The organism is Erythrobacter sp. S259, from assembly GCF_057364965.1.
Map to the genome: position 1 here is coordinate 3,176,669 of NZ_CP200286.1, position 21,448 is coordinate 3,198,116.

The following is a 21,448-nucleotide window of genomic DNA, read 5'->3' on the forward strand; positions in this document are numbered from 1 at the left end:
TATCAAGCATAAAGTTGCATGATGTCAGGCATGTACATTCCTAGTCGATCAGTTTCCGCAGCTTCGTTTACACCAAAGGCGTTCATCTCTTGGCGGATCATCATCAGCTTGCGCGCTAGCTCGGCTTCGGAGTTTGCTGGTCCATTGCTGTCGCTAGCATTGGTCAGAGAATCTTCTCGGATGAAGGCAATGCCATCTTGCGTGATGGAAGGATGGTCTGCTGCCCATCGCTGCTCGATAACAGTGTCGTCGAAGCGGCTTTGTGCCGCCAGTTCACCACCCCGTGGATCAAGCATCAAGCGCTCATGAGGCAGAGCTTGAGTGGACTGTGCTCCCACTGTTCCAACCAGACCGGACTGCTCGCGTTGGAGCGCAATATCGATGCCTTGTTCAGGTTGGGACAAGCGATCAAAGAGGTTGGAGTTGGTGCCACCTAGATCACCGCGCAGCGAAGCGAATACCTCGTCAATTGATGGGAACTCTTCTCGCAACTGAGGTCCAGAAGCGGAGCGGAAGAATAGATCAGAGGAGAACTCCAGACCTGCAAATCCAATCGAAGCCAGATCAAAAGCGGAGCTTTGTGCAGGGCTACCTTCTGCCGGACGATAGGCCAGCGACACATCCGCTGCTGTGCTGGTGGTGCCATTGCTTCGGGTAAAGCTGGTGGTTGCTGTAACCGCGTTGCGGTCGAGCTTGACCCGGTCCTCAATACCTGTGGCTGCAAGAGAGATCGAGACAATGCCCGCTTCCTCAAGCGTCATCAGCTCGCCTGTGTCGGTGCGGCCATTGCCATTGCGGTCTTGCCACACGCGAAGCTCACCAAAGCGCGCATCTTGGCTATCCACCACACCGTCGTCATTGCTGTCCATATTGGCAAGGCCCTGGAGGCCGGTGCGTGCCTGCTCATTTTCAGAGGCCAGCGTCAGCTCAGAAGCCTCGGTGATCAGCCCATCATTGTTGCGGTCAATCACAAGGAAGCCGTCATCGCCTGAAAGCCAGCCGGTCGCGTCCGCCCTGCCATCGCCCGCATAGTCGAAGCTTGCAGAGGAGCGCTTCATGCGCACCATCTCAACACCGTCACCATCAAGATCGAGCACGACTGGCGCAAAGCGGCCATAATCACCCTTCTTGGTGGTAATCACCGTGTTTGCGCCAAGTTGGCCTGCAAGGCTGCTGACATCTGAGCGGCGACGCTTGCGGTCCACCGCAGCAACGCCGCCTGAGATATGGATGCGGTATTTCTTGGCCTTGCGGTCGAAGGCGTAGCTGGTCGTATCAAGCTCTGGCAGGTTGCCCGCTGCTGAGAAATACGTGAGCGCCGCATCGGCAAACTCGCGCGTTTGGCCGTTGATGAGCGTGAAACTGCCCGTATTGGCGATAGCGACTTCGCCAAACTCAATTGCGCCCTCAACCGGGGTTCCATCAAGATTGACAGACGCAATGCCCACTTCGCGCAATGTTGCGGTTTCGCCTGCGTCAATTGCGCCGTCTCCATCGGCATCGTTCCAGACGCCGAATTCGTCATAACGCTCATCATCGGAGTTAAGGACACCATCGCCATTGCTATCGAAGACACGCAGCCCATCGAGGTCGGTGGCCGCGTCTTCTACGTCATCAATGAAGCTAATTTCCTGGATGCCAGAGACAACGCCGTTGCCGTCGCGATCAAGGAATAGGAAGGCGTCATTGGTGCCGATCCAACTTGTGTTGTCGGCAAGTCCGTCATTATCAAGGTCAAACAGAGCATTGCTGTCATCTGCGCTGACCGTCTGGACGCCGTCGCCCGCGAGATCGAGGATGATGGGCGAGGCAATATTGAGCGTATCGCCGCCTTTGAATTGCAAGCGCTCGATTGAGACAAGCAAGTCAGCACCGTCGTCACCATCAACCGCGGTGTCCTGATCAACGATAAGAGAGACATTGAAGAAGCCGCCGCTGGTGAAGAGCTGATAGTCCTCAATATCGCCAAGCATATGTGCGGTGTCGAAGCCGAAGCCGCCATAGAGGTCATCATTGCCCTGACCACCATAAAGGTCATCATTGCCCCACAGGCCAAAGATGCGGTCATTGCCATCGCCGCCTGCCAGGTCATCGCTCGCAAAGCCGCCAACAATGAGGTCATTGCCGCCCGCGCCAAAGATGCGATTGCGGCCAAAGAGCGAACCGAACAGGCGATTGCGGCGATCATCGCCCTGACGAAAGCCGTCAAAGGCATCGGAATCGTCAATGTTGATCGTCACGGTAGCGGTGGAGGTGAACTCCCCATCGGTCACAGTGTAGGTGAAGCTTGCTTCGCCAGTGTAAACTGCATCGGGGATATAGATGATGTTGCCATCGCCATCCACGCTCACCTCACCAATGCTGGCGTCTTGAACGCTGACCAGAGTGAGAGCATCGCCTTCTGCATCCACATCGTTCTCGAACAGCGTGTTCGGATCGATGGCAAGTGTGCGGTTGGCAGTGGTGACGAACACGCCGTCATCTTCTGCAACGGGAGCCGTATTACCGCCGATCACGGTGAGGACAAAGCTGTCGCTTGCGCTTGCCTGACCGTCGGAAGCTGTCACGGTGATCGCATAGTCACCGGCCTCTGCTGGAGCACTGTCCGAGGCAAGAATGCCGCCTATAAAGGTCAGCCAGCTTGGCAGGGGTGAGCCATCGGAGAGGCCTGCACTAAAGGTCAGTGCATCGCCATCGACATCGGCGAAGGTGCCGTTTGTAAAGTCGATTGTGAGCGCATCGCCCACATTGGCTTCCACGTCGGCTGTGGCTTGAACCAGCGTAGGCGCATCATTCACGGGATCGATGGTGAGGGTGAAAGTGTCAGAGACACTAGACTCGCTATCGCTTGCAGTCACAGTGAGATCGATGGTCCCGTTGAAGTCTTGTGGCGGGGTGCCGGTGAAGGTCACACCATCGAAGTTCAGCCAATTTGGCAACGCAGTGCCGTCCGAAAGCGTGGCGCTCAGCGTCAGACCATCGCCATCGACATCGGCGAAGGCATCGGCCGGAAGCGCGAGTGAAATCGCCGTATCCTCTTCCGAAGACACATCGGCCAGCGCCTGCGTCAAGACTGGCGCATCATTGACCGGATCGATGGTGAGCGTAAAGGCAGCATCCGCAGCCAGCTCACCGTCGCTTGCGGTCACAAGAAGGCTTAGCGTGCCATTGAAATCCTGAGGTGGCGTTCCGGTGAAGGTGGTTCCATCGAAACTCAGCCAATCGGGAAGATCATTTCCATCGGACAGCGCCGCGTTAAGCGTAAGCGCTGGGCCATCCACATCCGCGAAAGTCTCTGAAGGCACAGCAACGCTAATCGCAGTGTCCTCGGCAAAGGACACATTGGGTAGCGCCTGCACCAAGGTCGGCGCATCGTTCACCGGGTCGATGGTTAGTATGAAGGTGTCAGAGGCGCTTAGCGCACCATCAGACGCAGTAACTGTTAGATCGAAGGCTCCGTTGAAATCCTGCGGCGGAGTGCCGGTGAAGGCGTTGCTATCGAAGCTCAGCCAATCGGGAAGCGGGCTGCCGTCAGACAGGGTCGCTGTCAGCGTCAGAACATCGCCGTCAATATCGACGAAGGTGTTCGCCGGAAGCGCGATGGAAATGCCTGTGTCCTCCGGTGAGAACGCATTGGCAATACCTTGCAAGAGCTCCGGTGCATCATTCACCGAAGCGATCTGCAGAGTGAAGTTGTCGGAAACAGACAGCTCACCATCGGACGCAGTGACGGTAAGGCCAATGAGACCGAAGAAGTTGTCAGGCGGAGTGCCTGTAAACTCTACGCCGTCAAAGCTGATCCAATCGGGAAGCTCGCTTCCATCTGAAAGGGTTGCCGTAAGGGTTAGCGCATCCCCGTCCACATCAGCGAAAGTCTCAGCCGGGATCGCGAAAGCGAAGGCGGTGTCTTCGGCAGTGTTTGCATCCTCAATTGCCTGCACGAGGATCGGCGCATCATTCACCGGATCGATGGTGAGCGTGAAGCTGTCGCTAACCGACAATTCGCCATCGCTTGCGGTGACAGTGAGACTCAGCGAGCCGCTTAAGTCTTGCGGCGGTGTGCCGGTAAAGGCCGTGCCATCAAAGCTCAGCCATGCAGGCAATTCGCTGCCATCGCTTAGCGTTGCCGTGAGCGCCAGAGCATCGCCGTCCACATCAGTGAAGGTGTCGGTGGGCACCTCGATATTGATGCTTGCGTCCTCTTGCGAGGTCACATCGCTGAGCGCTTGCACCAGAACCGGCGCATCATTCACCGGATCGATGCTGAGGGTGAAGCTGTCTTCAGCGGTGAACTCGCCATCGCTTGCGGTGACGGTAAGCTCCAGATTGCCGTTGAAGTCTTGGGGCGGTGTGCCTTCGAAGGTCGCTCCATCGAAGCTGAGCCAATCTGGCAGCGCGCTGCCATCGGAAAGCGTCGCGGTGAGCGTCAGAGCATCGCCATCGACATCCACAAAGGCATCGGCTGGCAGCGCGAAGTTGACGCTCGCGTCTTCATCATACGACACATCGGACAGCATCTGCACCAACATCGGCGCATCATTTACCGGATCGATGGTAAGCGCGAAGGTGTCGTTTGCGGAGAACTCGCCGTCACTCGCAGACACTGTGATATTGAGCGTGCCATTGAAATGCTGCGGCGGGGTGCCTGTGAGGTTGACGCCGTCGAACATCATCCAATCGGGAAGCGGTGAGCCGTCCTCTAGCGTGGCTGAGAAAGCGAGCGGGCTGCTGTCCACGTCTGAGAAATTGCCGGTCTCAATCGCGAAACTGAAGGCTGTGTCCTCTGTGGAAGTGAGATCAGAAAGCTCGGCATCGAGCACCGGCGCATCGTTTACGGCCGCCACAAAGACGCTAACCTGAGCGGTCGATTCCACCGTGCCGTCAGAGACGGTGTACTCAAACCGGATCTGGCCGCTTTCGTTGGCTGGCGGGGTGAGCGTGATTGTCCCGTCATCCTCGATCACAGCGCTCGCGCCCTCGGTGATCGCGGTCACCGAAGTGATGGTGATCGTGTCGCCATCAGGGTCGATATCGTTGGCAAGGAAGGCAGACGGCGCAAGGTTGAGCGCCACGTCCTCATCACTCGCAAAGCTATCGCCAACGACGCGCGCGGCATCGTTTACCGGCGTCACTTCGATGGTCACCGTGCCCGTGACAGGGTTAGTGTCGCCATCGGTGACGAGGTACTCAAAGCTCGCCGTGCCGAAGAAATCGGGGTTCGGCGTGAAGGTGACCACACCATCCACGAGCGAAACCGCGCCGCCCACAGCATTCTCAACTGCGACCAATGTGAGTTCGGTCGAGTCCACATCAGTGTCGTTGCCGATCAGGTCAGCTGCTGCGAGCTCCAGCGGCGTGTCTTCCGCAATGGTGAAGCTGTCCGCGACCGTTTCCGGCGCATCGGCGATATCGCTAATCTCAACCGTGACCGTGGCGAAGTCTTCGGAGATCGCGCCTTTGTCATCGCGGGCCCGGTAACGCACGGTGATCGTGCCGTTGTAGTTCAGCGGCGGGGTCAGCAGCAGATTGCCGCCATCAAGCTCAATTGTGCCAATGTCGGTTTCAAACTCGGCAAATTCGAGGACGTCCCCTTCAGGATCGCTGTCATTGCCGAAGACGTCAGCCGCGCGGATGACAAAGACCTTGTCCTCATCGCCGATGAATGGCCCTTCGTCATCGACCACCACAGGCGCATCGTTGATGGGCGCGACTTCGATGGACGCGGTGGCCTCGTCCTCAAACTCGCCATCGCTCACCCAATATTTGAACGAGGCAGGCCCGTTGTAATCGGGCGCCGGGGTGAAGACGATATTGCCATCATCATCAAAGGCAACGCTGCCCTGCTCGGGGAATTCGTCGAGACGCGAGACAAACAATGTGTCGCCGTTCGGATCGGTATCATTGGCGAGCAATTCGGCCTGCGTGATCACCAGCGGCGTATCTTCAAGCCCATCGAAGGTCTCACCGCGCGCCACAGGGGGATCGTTTGCCGGAAGCACCGTGACGTTCACCGACGCGGTGCCCACAAGGCCTGTGCCCTCTTCAACCACGGAATAGCTGAAGCTGGCCGCGCCTTCGAAGTCTGCATCGGACGTAAAGCGGATGAACTGCGCGCCATCGATAATTTCAAGCGCGGCAGTGCCGTTTGCGCCTTGGTCAATGCCAGCGAAGGCAAAGTTGTCGCCTTCGGGGTCAAAGTCATTGGCAAGGAGCGAGGCTGCTGAAATCAGGATATCGTCGCCGGAGCGCACGGTTGCATTGTCGCTTTGTGGACGCGGCGCGTCGTTGACCGGGAGAACCTCGATAGAGACGGTCGCAAAGTCAAAGCCGCCATTGCCGTCTGACAGACGATAGCGGAAGGCCGCAGAGCCATTGTAGTCCGCATCGGGGCGGAAGGTGACGAAGCCAGCGGCCTCAATCGTGGCGGTTCCATTGCCTCCATCGATCTCTTCAAAGCCATTGATGGTGAGGGTGTCACCGTCAATGTCGCTGTCATTGGCAAGCAGCCATGCGAACGGAATTGAGACCGAGCCGTCTTCATTGACGACGTAGCCGTCATCATCGTCCTGAGCCACCGGCGCATCGTTTACGGGCCGCACGTTGACTTCGACCACTGCGGACGAAATCCGGCCTGTGCCATCGGTCATGCGGTAGCGGAAGAAGGCATCGCCGTTGAAATCTTGCTCGCCCAGGAATGTGATGGTGTCATCATCGTTGAGCGTGACGGAACCGCCGGAAATGGCCTCGATCGAGACAACGCTAAGCACCGCATCATCGGCGGAGACGTCGTTTACAAGGAGGTCGGAAGCAGCGAAGGTGAAGGGCACATCTTCATCGACAAGGCGCACAATGTCGCCTTCTGCCTGCAACCGGCTCGCGCCTGCATTGCTGTCGATTGTCTCGCGGTCCCAAACGGTGCCATCGCCGAAGATCAGCGTTTCAATGCCGGTGCCATCGCCGATGAAGTGGTCGGTGATCCGCACTTTGTCAGAGCCGATGCCCTCGGCTTGCTCAAGCTCAACAATGAGATCATCGCCATCGGCATAGATGCTGACCGCATCAGGCGCGAAATCGCCGACAATCTCGAGCACGTCTGTGTCGGTGAGCGAGGTCGCCTCGTTGATGATGTCCGAGCCGCTGCTGCGCGCGAGGATATAGCGGTCTGAGCCACCAGCGCCTGCGAGCGTGTCATCGCCGAGCGATCCGTCGAGGAGGTTGTCGCCTACATCGCCGGCAATGTTATCGCCAAAGCGCGAACCACGTACGTTTTCAAAATTGCTGACGGTATCGCCAGCTGCATCGCCCGCAGAGCCTGTGCCAGCACCCAGATCGATCGCAATGCCGCCGACGCTATCGTTGTAGTCGAGCGTGTCGATCCCATCGCCGCCATCGAGCGCGTCTGCACCGCCGAGGCCTGCGATGACGTTGTCTTCGCCGTCGCCTGTGATGGTGTCATCGTGGGCAGAGCCAATGATGTTCTCAACATTGGTGATCTGGTCGCCTTCAGCGTCGCCGCCGCTTGCTGTGCCAGCGCCAAGATCGATGGTTATGCCAGTTTCAGAGAGCCAGTAGCGCGCCGTATCGACACCTTCGCCGCCATCGATAATATCGCCATCGCGGCCACCTTCGATGAGGTCATCGCCGCCGCCTGCAAGGATCGTATCCGCGCCGCGTCCACCATTCAGGAAGTTGGCTTGATCATCGCCCGTAAGGCTGTCTGCGCCCACGGTCCCAATGAGGTTTTCGATGGAAACAAGCGTGTCGCCCTCAGCATCCCCGCCGCTAACGGTGCCTGCCGCTAGATCGATGATGACAGGATCGAGCGAGTCTGAGTAGTCCGCCGTATCGCTGCCCTCGCCGCCGTCGATGCTGTCTGCGCCCTGTGCGCCGACGATCGTGTCATTGCCCTCACCGCCGGAGAGCTCATCATCGCCATCGCGACCATCGATGAAGTCATCGCCTGCGCTGCCGGAAATCGTGTTGAAATCATCAGTGCCGAACAATTGGTCAGAGCCTTGCCCGCCAATGAGACCCTCAATAGAAATCAGCTCATCGCCTTGCGCAAAGCCGCCTTGGCCAATGCGTGAGTTGATATCGACGCGCAGAGCCACTTCGGAATCGCTGAAGTCGGCAATGTCAAAGCCTTCGCCGCCATCGAGGATATCCGCGCCATCGCCGCCGCGAAGAATATCATCGCCCTCGCGCCCAAAGAGGTCATCCACGCCGCCAAGGCCGATGAGCGTCTCGCCTTCAGCGGAACCGATCAGCAGATCACGCTGCTCTGTGCCCTCGATGATGAGATCACGGTTGTCGCGCACGGTAGTGAAGGCATTGGCCGTGTCGGTGAGGCCCGTGGCGTCGGACAAGGTATAACCGAGCGTCAGATCGCCGGAGAATGCCGGATCGATTTCGATGACGATAAAGTCATCATCATAGAAAGACGCGGTGCCTTCGTTGCTCGTGAGCGTGTCGAGGATTTCGAGATTGTCTGCGCCGAACCGGTGCACAAAGCCGCCGCTTTGCAGCCAAGAGGATTGATCGATATCGAAATCATTGGCCGTGAGGTCTGAGACGCGGATGACAACAGGGCGACCAAGGCCGCTTTCGATATCGTCATCATCGCCCGCCGTTGGTGCGTCATCGACAGGCGCAAAGCTCACATCAATGCGGCCCTCATCGGTGAAGACGCCGTCGCTGATCGTGTAAAGCAGGGTGCCGCTGCCTGGCAAATCAGCGATAGGCTCGATCACAAGATCGCCATTATCGTTGAAGTAGAAGTCTTTGAGTTCCCTGGCCGACGCGCCAAGGCTACTCACCCGGACAAGCTCAATCGCATCGCCATTGGGGTCAAAGTCGTTGGCAAGAAGCTGCTCGCGCGTGATGATCAGAGGCTGATCTTCAATGCCGGTGAACACATCATCGACCGCGACCGGCGCAACATTGCCGGTGGGTCGGAAATAGACGCTTACATTGCCATCATCGACGAGGCCTTCGGGGTCAGAGATGACATAGCGGAAGGTGCCAAAGCCCCAGTAGTTTTCGTCAGGCGTGAAGTAGATGAGGCCATCATCGCGCAGTTCAACATCGCCGTTGACGCCGCCTATGACCATTTCGATGGAAACAGGATCGCCTTCGATGTCGAAGTCGTTTGCCAAGATAGTCGCCGGATCGATCACGAGGACCTGATCCTGGCTCGTGATCAAAGCCGAAAGGCCGCCGATACCAAAGGGTCGCTCATCGCGGGCAACGGGCGCGTCGTTGATCGGATCGACCGTGATCGTGACCGCCTGGCTTGTGACGCCGCCTTCATTGTCGTCCACCACATAGGTAAAGCCTGCAAGGCCGAAGAAATTGCGGTCAGGCGTAAAGAGGATCGTGTTATTTTCAAACAGCTCAACATCGCCGCCGATGGCATTGCGCACCGCTGAGATTACGACGGGCGTTCCGTCTGGATCAAAGTCATTATCGGTGAGCAAATCGCCGGAGATAAAGAGCGGACTGTCTTCATCAATCACAAAGCTATCAGCCTGCGTCACCGGCACATCGTTGACGGGGTTTACGAAGAGACTTGCGGTCGCGCTGTCCGTGCCGCCCGCGCCATCATCGATGAAATAGGTGAAGGTGGCCGAGCCGAAGAAATCGCCAATCGGCGTGATCAGGACAGAGCCATCATCGTTGAGCACAGCATCGACATTGCCATCACCTGAAACACCGCTGATCGTCAGCGTGTCGCCATCGATATCGCTGTCATTGTCAAGGAGCGCCAGAACCTGCGCACGGTCAAGCGTAACGGCCACGCCTTCATCGGTGGTGAGACCTGTGGCGTCATTTCGCGCAATTGGCGCGTCGTTCACGGCGAGCACATCGATAGTAACGAGCGCCTCATCGCGGCCACCATCGGGCGTGTTCGCGACATAAGCGAAGGTCGCCTCGCCGTTGAACTCAGCAAATGGGGTGAAGGTGATATCGCCGCTGGTCGAGAGCGACACGGTGCCGTTGACCGCATCTTTCACCTGTGCGACTTCGAACCGGTCGCCGTCCACATCGTTTGCAAGCAGGTCGCGGTCGCGGATGATGAGTGTCTCGTCTTCGTTGACCGTGATGCCCACATCATCATTGGCAATCGCCACAGGGCGCACGCGAATAGAAACGCTCGCCTCTGTGACGCCCTGACGGCCATCGGTAACCAGGTACGCGACAGACGCAAAGCCGGTGAAGTCCGGATCAGCGGTGAACTCAATTGTGCCATCAGGCAGAAGCGCCGCGCTGCCGCCGTTAACTTCGCCAACGCTCTGGATCGACAGCGGATCGCCATCTGCGTCAAAGTCGTTGCTAAGGAGGCTCTCGCTGTCGATCGCAAGGACAGTACCTTGGACTACATCGCGGAAGCCATCAGGGCTAACCACAGGCGCATTGTTTCCAACGAGCGCTTCGATTGTGGCGAAATCCCAGACAACGCCATCATCGGCAAATTCGATAAACTCGATCCGGTCTTCGCCTTCAGACGTCAGATTGATGACTGTTATCGAATCCTGAGGCGAGCCGATGAAGTTGATCGCAACGCCGGTGGAGGCATAGAACAGGCGCGACAAACGCACATCGGTGGAGCTGTAGCCCTCGATGATAATGCGATCCGTGCCGCCACCATTATCCTCGATCCGGTCGTTTCCATCGCCGGCTAAGTAGAGATAGGTGTCGTCTCCAAGCAGACCAAAGAGTGCGTCATCACCTGCGCCGCCCGCAAGCGTGTCGTTGCTTGAGAAGCCGTAGATTTGCGCAGCGCTTGGCGCGTCGAAGCTAGCGATCAATTCGGCGCGCAGGTCTTCAGGTGTAATGCTGGTACCATCGTTGAACTCGATGAAGTCCACGCCCTCATCGCCATCCGACAATGCGCCCACCAGCACAGCGGTGTCACCGGTCGCAAAGGAAATTATGAGATCATCACCAGCAGGCGGGCTACGGAAGAGATTGGTGATGTCAGCAGCGCTAAAGTCGCGGACGATCACGCGGTCAGCTGTGCCGCCTGTATCAACGATCCGGTCGGTCCCATCGCCTGCATCGAAGAGGTATGTGTCATTGCCCGCGCCGCCTGCGAGAATGTCCGCCCCGGCATCGCCGGTGAGCGTGTTATCAAGGCTGGTGCCTTCGATGAAATCATCGCCAATTGTGGCCAGATCAAGCAGAGCCCGGCTGATCAAATCGGCTTGTGTGAGCACCTCGCCTGTGTCTTCAAAAACCACCTGCTCGATACCATTGCTAACGGCATTGGTCGAATAAGCGCGGTTGATGAGGATGCCATCGCCGCCGCCAAAATCGAGCCGGATGCGCGAGCGGTCGCCATCCCAATCGCGCACGCGCAGGTCGGACGCGGAATAGCCGCTGATGCGGATTACATCCTCGCCGTCGCGATCATCGACTATATCGAAGCCATCTCCTGCGGCGTAGAGGTAGGTGTCATCGTCTCTACCTCCTGTCAGCAGATCATCGCCCAGCCCGCCGCGCAATGTGCCGCTGGAAAAGCTGTCATTGTCTTCGCCGGTGAATATCTGATCATTGCCATCGCCGCCTTCGAGGTAGCTCTCAAATTGCTCTGGCGCGATAGTGAGTGCTTCAATTTCATCGGCGGTAAAGATGGTGCCATCAGCCAGGCGAATTTCGCTGAAAAGGCGCGGTCCGCTGCGTTGATCGACAAGTTTGATGCTCTCACCGGTCGCATTGATCGTAACGATAAGGTCAGACTGATCATCGGACGCTGTGAACGCTACTTCGTTAAGCGAGGTAATGCCGGTGAGTTGCAGCCTGTTGTTCTGATCACTGAAGAAGTAATAATCGGCATAGGCAAAGTCATTGCCTGACCCCGCACCAAACTCAACCGTCACATTGGTTTGAGAGAGCAGGATGCCGTCATCTCCGCCGAGCCCATTTACCGTCTCACCGGCGCGCGCCACAAGATTGTCATCGCCTGCGGTCGCATCAGGGCGAAGCCCATAAATATCGAGGTCAATCAGACGGTCTTCTGGCGCGACAAAGCCGGATTCGTCGCGCTGAACAAGCGGGCCGACTTCAATCAGCAGGGAGTCCCAATCAAACCCAAAAGTGTTGTTATCATCCGGGTCAAGATCATTCCAAACGCGGAAGCTATCAAAGGCGATTGGAGTTTCGCTTGACGGTACGTCGGGCGCAAAGTCGCGATTAAGATCATAGGCCCATTGGTCTGGTAGGCCATCGCCATCGCTGTCTTGGATCACGATTGGGTCGAACAGGCTTGCCTCAATCGGTGGAGCGCCAGGATCGCCGCTAAGAATGATAATACTATCATCGGCTCCGGGGACAATCTGGTAGAGGTAACGCCCAGTCAAAGGGTCGATCCGGCGCAGAATCCGGCCCTCGCCGGGCACCTCGATGAAATCGTCGCTACTAACAGAGCCAAGGCCCACATCAAATTGCCAATCAACTTCACCGTCACCATCAACATCTGGGTTCTGGAAGTTAGGCACGCCATCGCCGTCAGTATCAAGCGAGGCGAGGTCTGGATTGCCGTCCTGATCAGTATCTAAAGCAAACCAAGCTATCCCGCCGCTGAATAAATCAATTGGAAGCGAACCGAATGTACCATCCGCCTCTGAAACATACTCGTCCGGAATGTCATCTCCGTCGATATCGTAGATGTACAGGTAATCGCCATTTGACAGCTCGAATTCGAACTCATCGAAGATGCCATTGAGGTCATTGTCATAGGCGTAAATGTCGAAGTTGCCGTCGCCGTTGCTATCAAGCGCAGCAAAATCAAGAACGGGTGTCTGCCAGTCGGAGCTCCCATCGCCATCGAGGTCTGCATCGATCCAATTGGGAGTGCCATCAAGATCGGTATCCAGAGCGTCCAGAAGATCGAACACAGCAGGGTCAACGGCGTCTGGCGCAAGCCAGTCTGGCGCGCCGAGATCGGTGACGGCCACATCAACCCAGGGCGATGGCGTTTCACCGGACAAATCACCCAACTGGCCGACCAGCCGGACCGCTGAGCCGGTGAGTAGGTTGCGAACAATCAAATCATCGGGCGCGCTGGTGTCTTGGACAAACTCAAAATCGCTGAGCGATTCGCCACCGCGCAAATACAACGTGTTCGGCGACCATCCTGAATCGAGTGCAGTTCCATTCGCAATCAGGGCTGAAATATTGGCATCTTCAAAATAGTCGTTGCCGGTATTCTCGCCAAAGGAAAGCGTAACACTGCCGTTAAGGGAGCGGAAACGCTCACTCAGAAGTGTGTTGTTCACTGTTTCAAGGCTTCCAGAAATCTCAACCAGCGGATCGGGTGCAGTGATCGAACCGAACAAAGTGGTGCCGTCGCTGTAACGGATTGCGCCAAGGTCCTGACTGCCAACGATGATGCCGTCACCGCCAGCATTAAAGTCGATCTGCACATTGTCGGTGCCATCATTGAGCCATGTGACAACGGCAGCGCTCGGATCAAACCCATCGCCAAGCTCGACCACATATTGCGAGCCTTCATAAAGCCAATTGAGACCGTCTCCGACCTCTAGGATAACGGTGTCGTAACCGAAGTTCTGCGTGGCCCCGTCACCCCCTCCGAAGTCGGGCGCGGTGCCATTGCCAAAGATAACGTCATCGCCCTTGCCGGGGCGAAATGTGTCGAGCGACGTGAAAAAGCCAAAGTCTGAATCGAAGGATGCCTGTCCAATAAGGTAATCCACACCCGGAGTGCCATCGACAATGCCGTCAGTGTTGCGGCGATCAATCTCCACGCCATTTTCGTCGCGGAAGAACAGATTTGGGCGGCCTTTAATCGTCAGCTCTTCGCCCGTGATCGCACGAATGACGGTGTAAACCTCGCCCTCGCGGTATTCAGTAAACTCGCGTACATCGTTTGCCTCCAGCCCACTCAACTGAATGGTAATCCGCGCGTTATCTTGCTCAAGCTCCAGCGTATCGCTGCCTTGGCCTGCGCTCATGCGGACGAGCACGAAATCGAAACGGCTGCGATAGGTATCGTTGCCCGTTCCGCCATCAAGATAGGCACCTGAAATAGTGTCAGAGCCAAACCCATCGATCACATCATCGCCAGCGGTGCGTTCCTCATCATAAACACGCTGTTGAAGATCGCTTTGAGAGATCTCCAATCCGTCGGCAAAGATGATACGTTCGATCCAGTGACCGCCGCGCTCGTCGCGTTGAACTCTACCGGGGTTAAAGCGATCGGGCGCATCGACCTCAAGCGGGTCAAATGGCGTGCCATCAATGATCAGCGTTTCGCCCGTATCATTGATTGTAATGACAATCGAAAGCGGGTCAGCCACGCTTCTGGCGACGCTTATCTCGTCAGGATTGATGCCCTCAAGGACCAACGTGTCAACAGGATCGGGCGTCCCGAAAGGAGCGAACACATCGTATTCCTGTTCGCGGATGATGTCGTTCCCATTACCTCTGCGGAAGCGATAGGTGTTGGCATCTGGCGAGCCAATAAGAATGTCATCGCCAAGCCCGCCATCGAGCTCTGTGCGGCGGTCGAGAATGTCGTCGCCATCGGTCGGAACAGGGCGGAACGGAGAAGAGGCGTTGATCTCATCTGCGGTGATGATCTGACCATCGGTGAACTCGATCTGGTCAATTCGCGAGGAGGTGACACCCTGTCCACGAATGACAATCCGGTCATCAGTTCCAGCGAATTCGATCATCCATGTGAATGTGCTGGCATTGCTATCGAACCGGCTGAACGTCAGGTCTTCGGGCGCATAACCCTCAATGCGCAGCACATCGAGCCCGCCACCACGAGGCGAAATCACATCACGGCCATCGCCTCTGCGGAAAACGAACACATCGGGGGCGTCATTACCGACGATGATGTCATCACCAAGCCCACCATCAAAAGTCGCGCCATTGTCTCGATCGTTATCGAGACCACGGATAAGATCATCACCGTCGGTCGAGGGAGCCGCCACAAACCGGGTCAGCAAATCGTCAAGACTTAGAACCTCACCGTCCGCGAATTCGAATTCTTCGATTGTGTCCGCAAAGACAGTAAGCGCGCCGCGAATGACGGTTTCGCCCGGCCTGTCGGCAAAGCTAATCGCAAGGTCGCCTGAGCCCGGATTGGGCCTGCGCACGACCAGTTGATCGGCTGTGCCCGCAGTAAAGCGAATGCGGTCCGTACCACTGCTGTCTGAGATAATATCGAGGCCGGGATCCTCGCCGATGATGTAGAAATCGTCGCCGGAAAGCCCCAGAAGCTCGTCATTGCCCGCCCCGCCTTCGAGCCGGTCAGCGCGGTTTGCAAAGCCTTCAATGATGTCGTCATTGACAGTCTGTTTGCCCGAAAGAACGAAGCTGCGAATGTCTTCAAACTCAAATTCGAAACCATCCGAAAGGACAATAGCCTCAACAGCGCTTGTTGGATTAAAGCCATCTCGGATAAGCAGGCTGTCTTCCAGCCCATCAAAGCGAATAAGAAGCCCCTCATCGACCTGAGAGAAGCGCAACATATCTGCCGAAATGCCCTCACCCAGCTCAACCCGGTCAACCCCAGCGCTGTCTTCAATCGCATCAAGGCCATCGCCAATATTGAAACGATAGGTGTCGTTACCTGCCTTGCCGATGAGAAGGTCGCTGCCAAGCCCGCCCGCAATCACATCATCAGTGTTGTCAAAGCCGATGAGTTGATCATCGCCATCAGTGCCTCGAAGGAGTGCGGTGCGAATTTCGGCTTGGCCCCAAATGGTACCATCGAAGAAATCGAACTCTTCAATCTGCCGATTGCCAAGGCCATCGACAATAGTGAGCTGCTCGCCCGAGCTTGGAATGGTGACCACCAAATTGGTACCATCGGCGCGGAAAACGACGTCCTCTGGATCAACAAGGCGACCAAAGACAACGCGGTCTACAGCGCCCGCTTCGGATGCTGAGTCGAGTTTCTCGGTGATCGTATCGAAGCCGTATTCGACACCAAACAAATATGTGTCGCTAAACAAACCGCCATTGAGCTGGTCATCGCCTTGGCGTCCATCGAGGATGTTGGGCCTATCATCAATCGCATTGAGGATATTGTCACCGCGCGTTCCGCCTGCGATCTGAAGGTGCTCTTCAACGTCCTCAATGGTAAGCGCATTGCCATCAGCAAAGACGAAATTCTCAACGCCCGAAAGGACCGAGCCAAACTGGTCGAGTACGCGCAGAGTGTCGGTAAAGCCCTCGATTGAGATGAAGAGGTCATTGCCTTCTTTGGTGAAACGCACATCAGCAAACTGCACATTGGCGCCAAACTCAATCGTATCGCCAGCACGGTAAGACCCTGCATCGATCCGGTCATTGATGACGTCCTGGCCATAGCCGATATCGAAGATGTAGGTATCGCCGTCCGACGAACCGATGAGAATGTCATTGCCGCCGCGCCCATCGATGCGCTCGGCATAGTGGGTGCCGATGAGGGTATCATCGCCCGAGGTGCCGATAAGGTCGATATCGTCCGCGCCCAAATCGCGCCAATCAACCGTAAGGCCGTTAAACCGCAGCTCTTCGATGACGGTATCGCCGAGGCGATCATATTGCCCCTCAAGAATGACACTCTCACCTGTTGAGCGAAGGGTCAGTGTGAGGTCATTAGCCTGACGGCTGAATTCTACATCGATCAGGTCAATGCCTTGAAGGTCAAGCCGATCAAATCCGGCCGGAAGGAAGGGATGGTTGCCCGCACCGGTGTCAAAAACCGTGTCGTTGCCATAGCCTTCGCGGAAAATGTAAGTGTCGTTGAAGAGGCCGCCTTCGAGGCGGTCATCACCAGCACCGCCATCAAGCGTATCTGACCAATCAAAGCCGATGATCGTGTCATCGCCGTCAGTCCGCTCAAGCGCCAGAACTTCGCGCCCGAGACGGTCCTGATCCCATACCGTGCCATCGCCGAACTGGATAAGGTCAACATTGTCGCGCCAAATGGTGAAGAATACGAAGGTGACTTCAAACTGGTTCTTGAGCGTAACAGTCTCACCGGTATCTTTGATCCGCAATGAGACCGTCGGGGAGCCCGGATCGCGCAGGATTTCGATATCGGCTGCGTTTATGTCGCGAAGCTGCAGCCTGTTGACGGTTTCCGTAACGCCAATACCCACCTCGAAAGAGCGGTCCTGAAGCACGTCATCGCCATATCCGCGCGCGAAGATGTAAGTGTCTGCCCCGTCTTGGCCAACGAGCAAGTCATTGCCTGCGCCGCCATCAAGCGTTTCTGCTTCATCAAACGCCCAGATCGCATCTTCGCCATCGGTTCTTGCCTCGGCCACAACGCGGTCGCGGATACCTTGTTCACCGAGGAAAGTGCCATCCTCAAAGGCTAGGATTTCAATCCGGTTGGGTTTGAGCGTCGTGATGAAGGCATCTTGTTGGAAGAATTGGCCTTCGATGGTGAGAATATCGCCGGTGCGCGCGCCATCTTCGTCGAGAAGGTGAATGATGAGATCGTTTGACGAGCCAATGCGCTCAAAGCTCAAAAGATCTGCATCGATCCCATCACCAAATACCACCAAATCCATTGCTTCGCGGAATGGATTGTTTTCAGCATCAATGATCCGGTCTTCGCCATAACCATAGTCGAAGATGTAAAGATCACCGTCCCCGCCACCGCGAAGAATGTCATTACCAGCTCCGCCATCGAGTACATCGATCGCATCAGTGCCAAACACAACATCGGCGCTGTCGAGAGGATGACTGGCCGCATACGCCATATCGACAAAGTCCCACGCGGTCCCGTCGGCAAAGTTGATCTCAACAATCTCGGTGTTGTCTGAGAAGTCTCCGCCAAGGAATGAGGGCCAGCGACCTTCAAACTGGTTTTTGATCGTAATGATGTTGTTAGTGCCGAACTCTTGGATAATGAGATCAGCACCGTCTTTAGTCACAAAAACGTCATCCGGCGTCAAATGCGCAAAGCGTAGATAGTCGGAAGCACCCGGCTGAAGGATGGGCTCCACATCCTCGATCAGCACTTCGCCAAAATCGCGCCCGATGATATACACATCGCTGCCTAAACCGCCGCGCGCGCTCGCCGCGCCATCTGCGATATAGATCAAGTCATCGCCGCGCGTGCCAACCACGTCTTCGCTGCCAGTCTCGGCAATCAGAACGCGCTCTTCATCGATCGAAAGCGCCTCGGCGACCTGGAGGAAACTTGCATCAACCGGCGAGTTTTCAAAGCCCGCAACGATCATCTGCATGAGGAAGGCTTGGCTGCGCGGACCGTTGCCGTTGCGTTTGAAGTCCGGATAGACCGTTTGTAGCACCCGGTCCCATTCGCGCAGGTAATCGACCGTCTGATCCGCGCCCGCTGGCGCATCTGCCAGAATCGCGGTGAAGAGCGGGATCAGCTCGCGGTTTGAGGTCGCCTGGAAGGTGTCGGTGGCGGCATCATACTGGACGCCCTCAAAATATGGCGCGAGCCCGCCTTGCGAGGCAATCCGCACCGCCATCGCGCGGCCAATCGCGAGGTAGGATTCCGCCAGCGTCCCGGCAAATTCCTTCGTATCATCGATATCGAAGTCGTAAGAAAGCGTGTTGTCAGACGCGCTTTGCGCCACGAACAGCTCTGGCCGGAAGGTCTCGCCGCCGCTTGCAAAAGCGTATTGAATTTCGTCAAGCGACATGATCTCAACGCGCACGACGCTGTCATCGCTGTTGTCGGCATCGGGCAGATTTTCGAGGTCAAGCTCGAACCCGCGAAGGCCGAAGGAATTGGGGCCAAAGCGCTCTTGGCTTTCAAGCGCCTGTTCAAACACACTTGCCCAGACCGCAAAGAGCCCATTGCCATCGTCAATCCAAATCGAATAATCGACGACCACGCCGTCGCGGATGTTGAAGGCCGCGCGGTCAAATCCTGCATCGGGGATGGGATCGGCGAAATCCTCCATGCGCCACGCAGTGCCCTCAGCGGAGCTTTGCCCCATGATATCTTCAAGGCTCGCCCGCGCGATGACTGAACCATCGGTGCTAAGCACGTCATTGCCGCTTGCAAGCGTCCAGAACTCGCCCTGCCCATCGCTTTGGCGAATGGCGTAATCAAGGACGGTCGCAGCGCCGTTTGTGCTGACCAGGTAGGCGGTTTCAAGACGGTTTTCGGGCGTGAACTCACGAGAAGACGGAGTCCACCCTTGGATCGCCTGCCAACTCGCGCCGCCGGTCGCGGTTTGCGCAAGCACATCCTCAAACGAGGCGCGCGCAATCACAGAGCCATCGCTGGCGAGCACATCAGCGCCGCTATTCAGCGTCCAGAAACCGCCGCTCTCGTCTTCATTGTAGACCGCAAAATCTACAAGCGCTCCATCCGCTCCAACGAGCGTAGCGCCAAGCTCGGCTGAGTCCGCATGACTGCGCGCCCAAGCCCCCAGCACGCCGCGCGCCTGATCGCGCAGCACGTCCAAATCGGGCACAGTCATGCCCGCAGCCGTGTTCTCAATCAGCTGGGCAAGCTCCAGATCATTGCTCGCCGCAACAGCCAAATCGGTCGTGATCCCATAGCCAAAGGCATTGAGCGGCAGGCCATTCGTGCCCTCAGGCGCAAAGGACGCTACGCGGGCATCGCCCTGATACTGCGTATCGCTTGGATCGACCTCAAAGATCAGCTCGCCAAGACCGCCCGTGGTGCCATCAGAACGCGCAAAGAAGCTCTCAGCGCGAATTTCTGTACCGTTGGCAGTGATAAGATTGGTCGGCTGCGCGTTTAGCGAGAAGGCGGTGATATCAAAGGCAGCAAGCGCATGAAGTTCGCCTGCATCGGTGATCCCGTTTTCATTGGCGTCGCGCCAGATTTGCAAATCGCCAAAGCCCACATCATTGGCATCGACGATATTGTCGCCATTGGTGTCCCAATCGGTAAGCTCGGTGAAGCCAGAGAGGCCGGGGCCACCAAAGAGCTCGGAGGCCGTGATATTCCCATCGCCATCCGCGTCATGAACTAGGAAGCCGTCTTCGCCGCTGAGCCAACCGGAGAGCTCTCCAAACAGGTCGCCGTCATTGTCCCAATATACTGCACCAATACCTTTCGAGACAAAGCCATCGCCGTTGAGATCAAGGACAAGGGGATCGTCAGCGGGGCGCCAATTCAGGTTTTTAGCAAAGCGACTGCCAGCGCGCGCAAAGTCACCAACAAACCGGAAGAGCGCTTTGAGGAATAGCTCCTCTTCGCCGTCGCCAAAAATGGAAAACCTGATGCCAAGATCACCGTCATCCCAGTTATCTACGATCTGGGCGATCTGGAGTATTTCATCGTTGCTTGCGTTTGGGTCTAGATCGGCCCCGGGACGTGTAGATGCATCGATGAGCAGATCGCCATCTTTTGTAAGGCCGTAGGTAACCCATGGCAGGAAGAAGTCCCGAGCAGTGCCTTTCTCAAGTGATCGACCAAAGTACTGTTCATTGGTTCCGCCTACTACAGGGGCACCGAAAAGCTGGAGCCGATCATTCTGTCCAGCATCCATGATGATCGAGCCTGCGGACCACCAGAACGTATCATCGCTCCCTTCGCCGGTGGCGGCAGCGCCCCGCCCATCGAGCCCATCTCCCCAAAGCTCACCTCCAAAGGAGCTGTTGTAAAGAAGGTCAGATCCCTCGCCACCAACGACCCGAGAGCCTGCCCCGGCATTGGCAAATATCGCGTCGTCTCCATCCCCACCGATGAGCTCGACTCTCTTATCGAAGCCAATGTCGAAATTGCTTTCCCTAAGGAATTCGAGCTCCACAGGCTCTTCTGAACCAAAAAGGGCCTCGTAGGCGTTTTTGTAGGCGTCGATGACTCTAGCTAAGAAACCAGGTTCATCAAAAAGATCTCCTTCTAGCCTTTCCTGGAAGGGTCCTGTCGCAGCGGTCGGCAATGCCGCAAAATCGATACCAGCCAGAAGGACGTCGCTACCTCCTCCCCCAAGCACCCTTTCGGCATTGAGCACCTCAAGCAAGAGCACTTCATCAAAAACATTGTCGATTCCTATCAGATCGGTCAGGCTGGAGCCGAACCCATCTTCCACCCAGGTCACAAGATTTTGAGATAGATCGACTGAGATGTCTTCGTCCCATTGGGTCAAGTCTATCGTATCGAAGCCACCGGCTTCCTGGTCTCCAAGGTCGATGTAGTTGACACGTTCAACTTCAGAGTCTGCAGTGATTATCAGGGTATCGTTGCCTGCCCCGGCTTCGACTGCTGCCAGCTCAATCGATTCAAGGGTGTCGCCATCGAAGCCGCCTGTCTGGCCGTCTCGACCGATCGCCTCTTCGCTGATCTGAATCCCAAAGTCTGACGCTTGGCCTGCGCTCGAGTTAGAATCCCCGATCCGGATCTCAGCGTCACCTGAGAAGTATCGGTAGACAATGGTATCAGTGCCGCCGCCAAATGGTAAGCTTGGTCCGCTGCGACCGCCGTCTATTACGTCCGTTCCGTCACCGATCTCGGCTACAAACG

At 56.7% G+C, this 21,448-nt stretch carries 2 protein-coding genes; one reads left to right on the top strand and one right to left on the bottom strand.

The genetic code is table 11. The annotated features are described in order from the left end of the window. Window positions 1-2: 2 nt before the first annotated feature. A complete protein-coding gene (locus AC0V60_RS15135; protein ID WP_486179254.1) occupies window positions 3-21,074 on the bottom strand; it encodes a tandem-95 repeat protein in 21,072 nt (7,023 codons plus the stop codon). Here AC0V60_RS15135 and AC0V60_RS15140 point away from each other — a divergent pair. Next, on the top strand, window positions 21,066-21,287 hold the full coding sequence (locus tag AC0V60_RS15140) for a hypothetical protein (RefSeq protein ID WP_486179255.1): 222 nt from the start codon (window positions 21,066-21,068) through the stop codon (window positions 21,285-21,287). The two genes, AC0V60_RS15135 and AC0V60_RS15140, sit on opposite strands and share 9 nt — an antisense overlap. The last annotated feature ends 161 nt before the right edge of the window (window positions 21,288-21,448 follow it).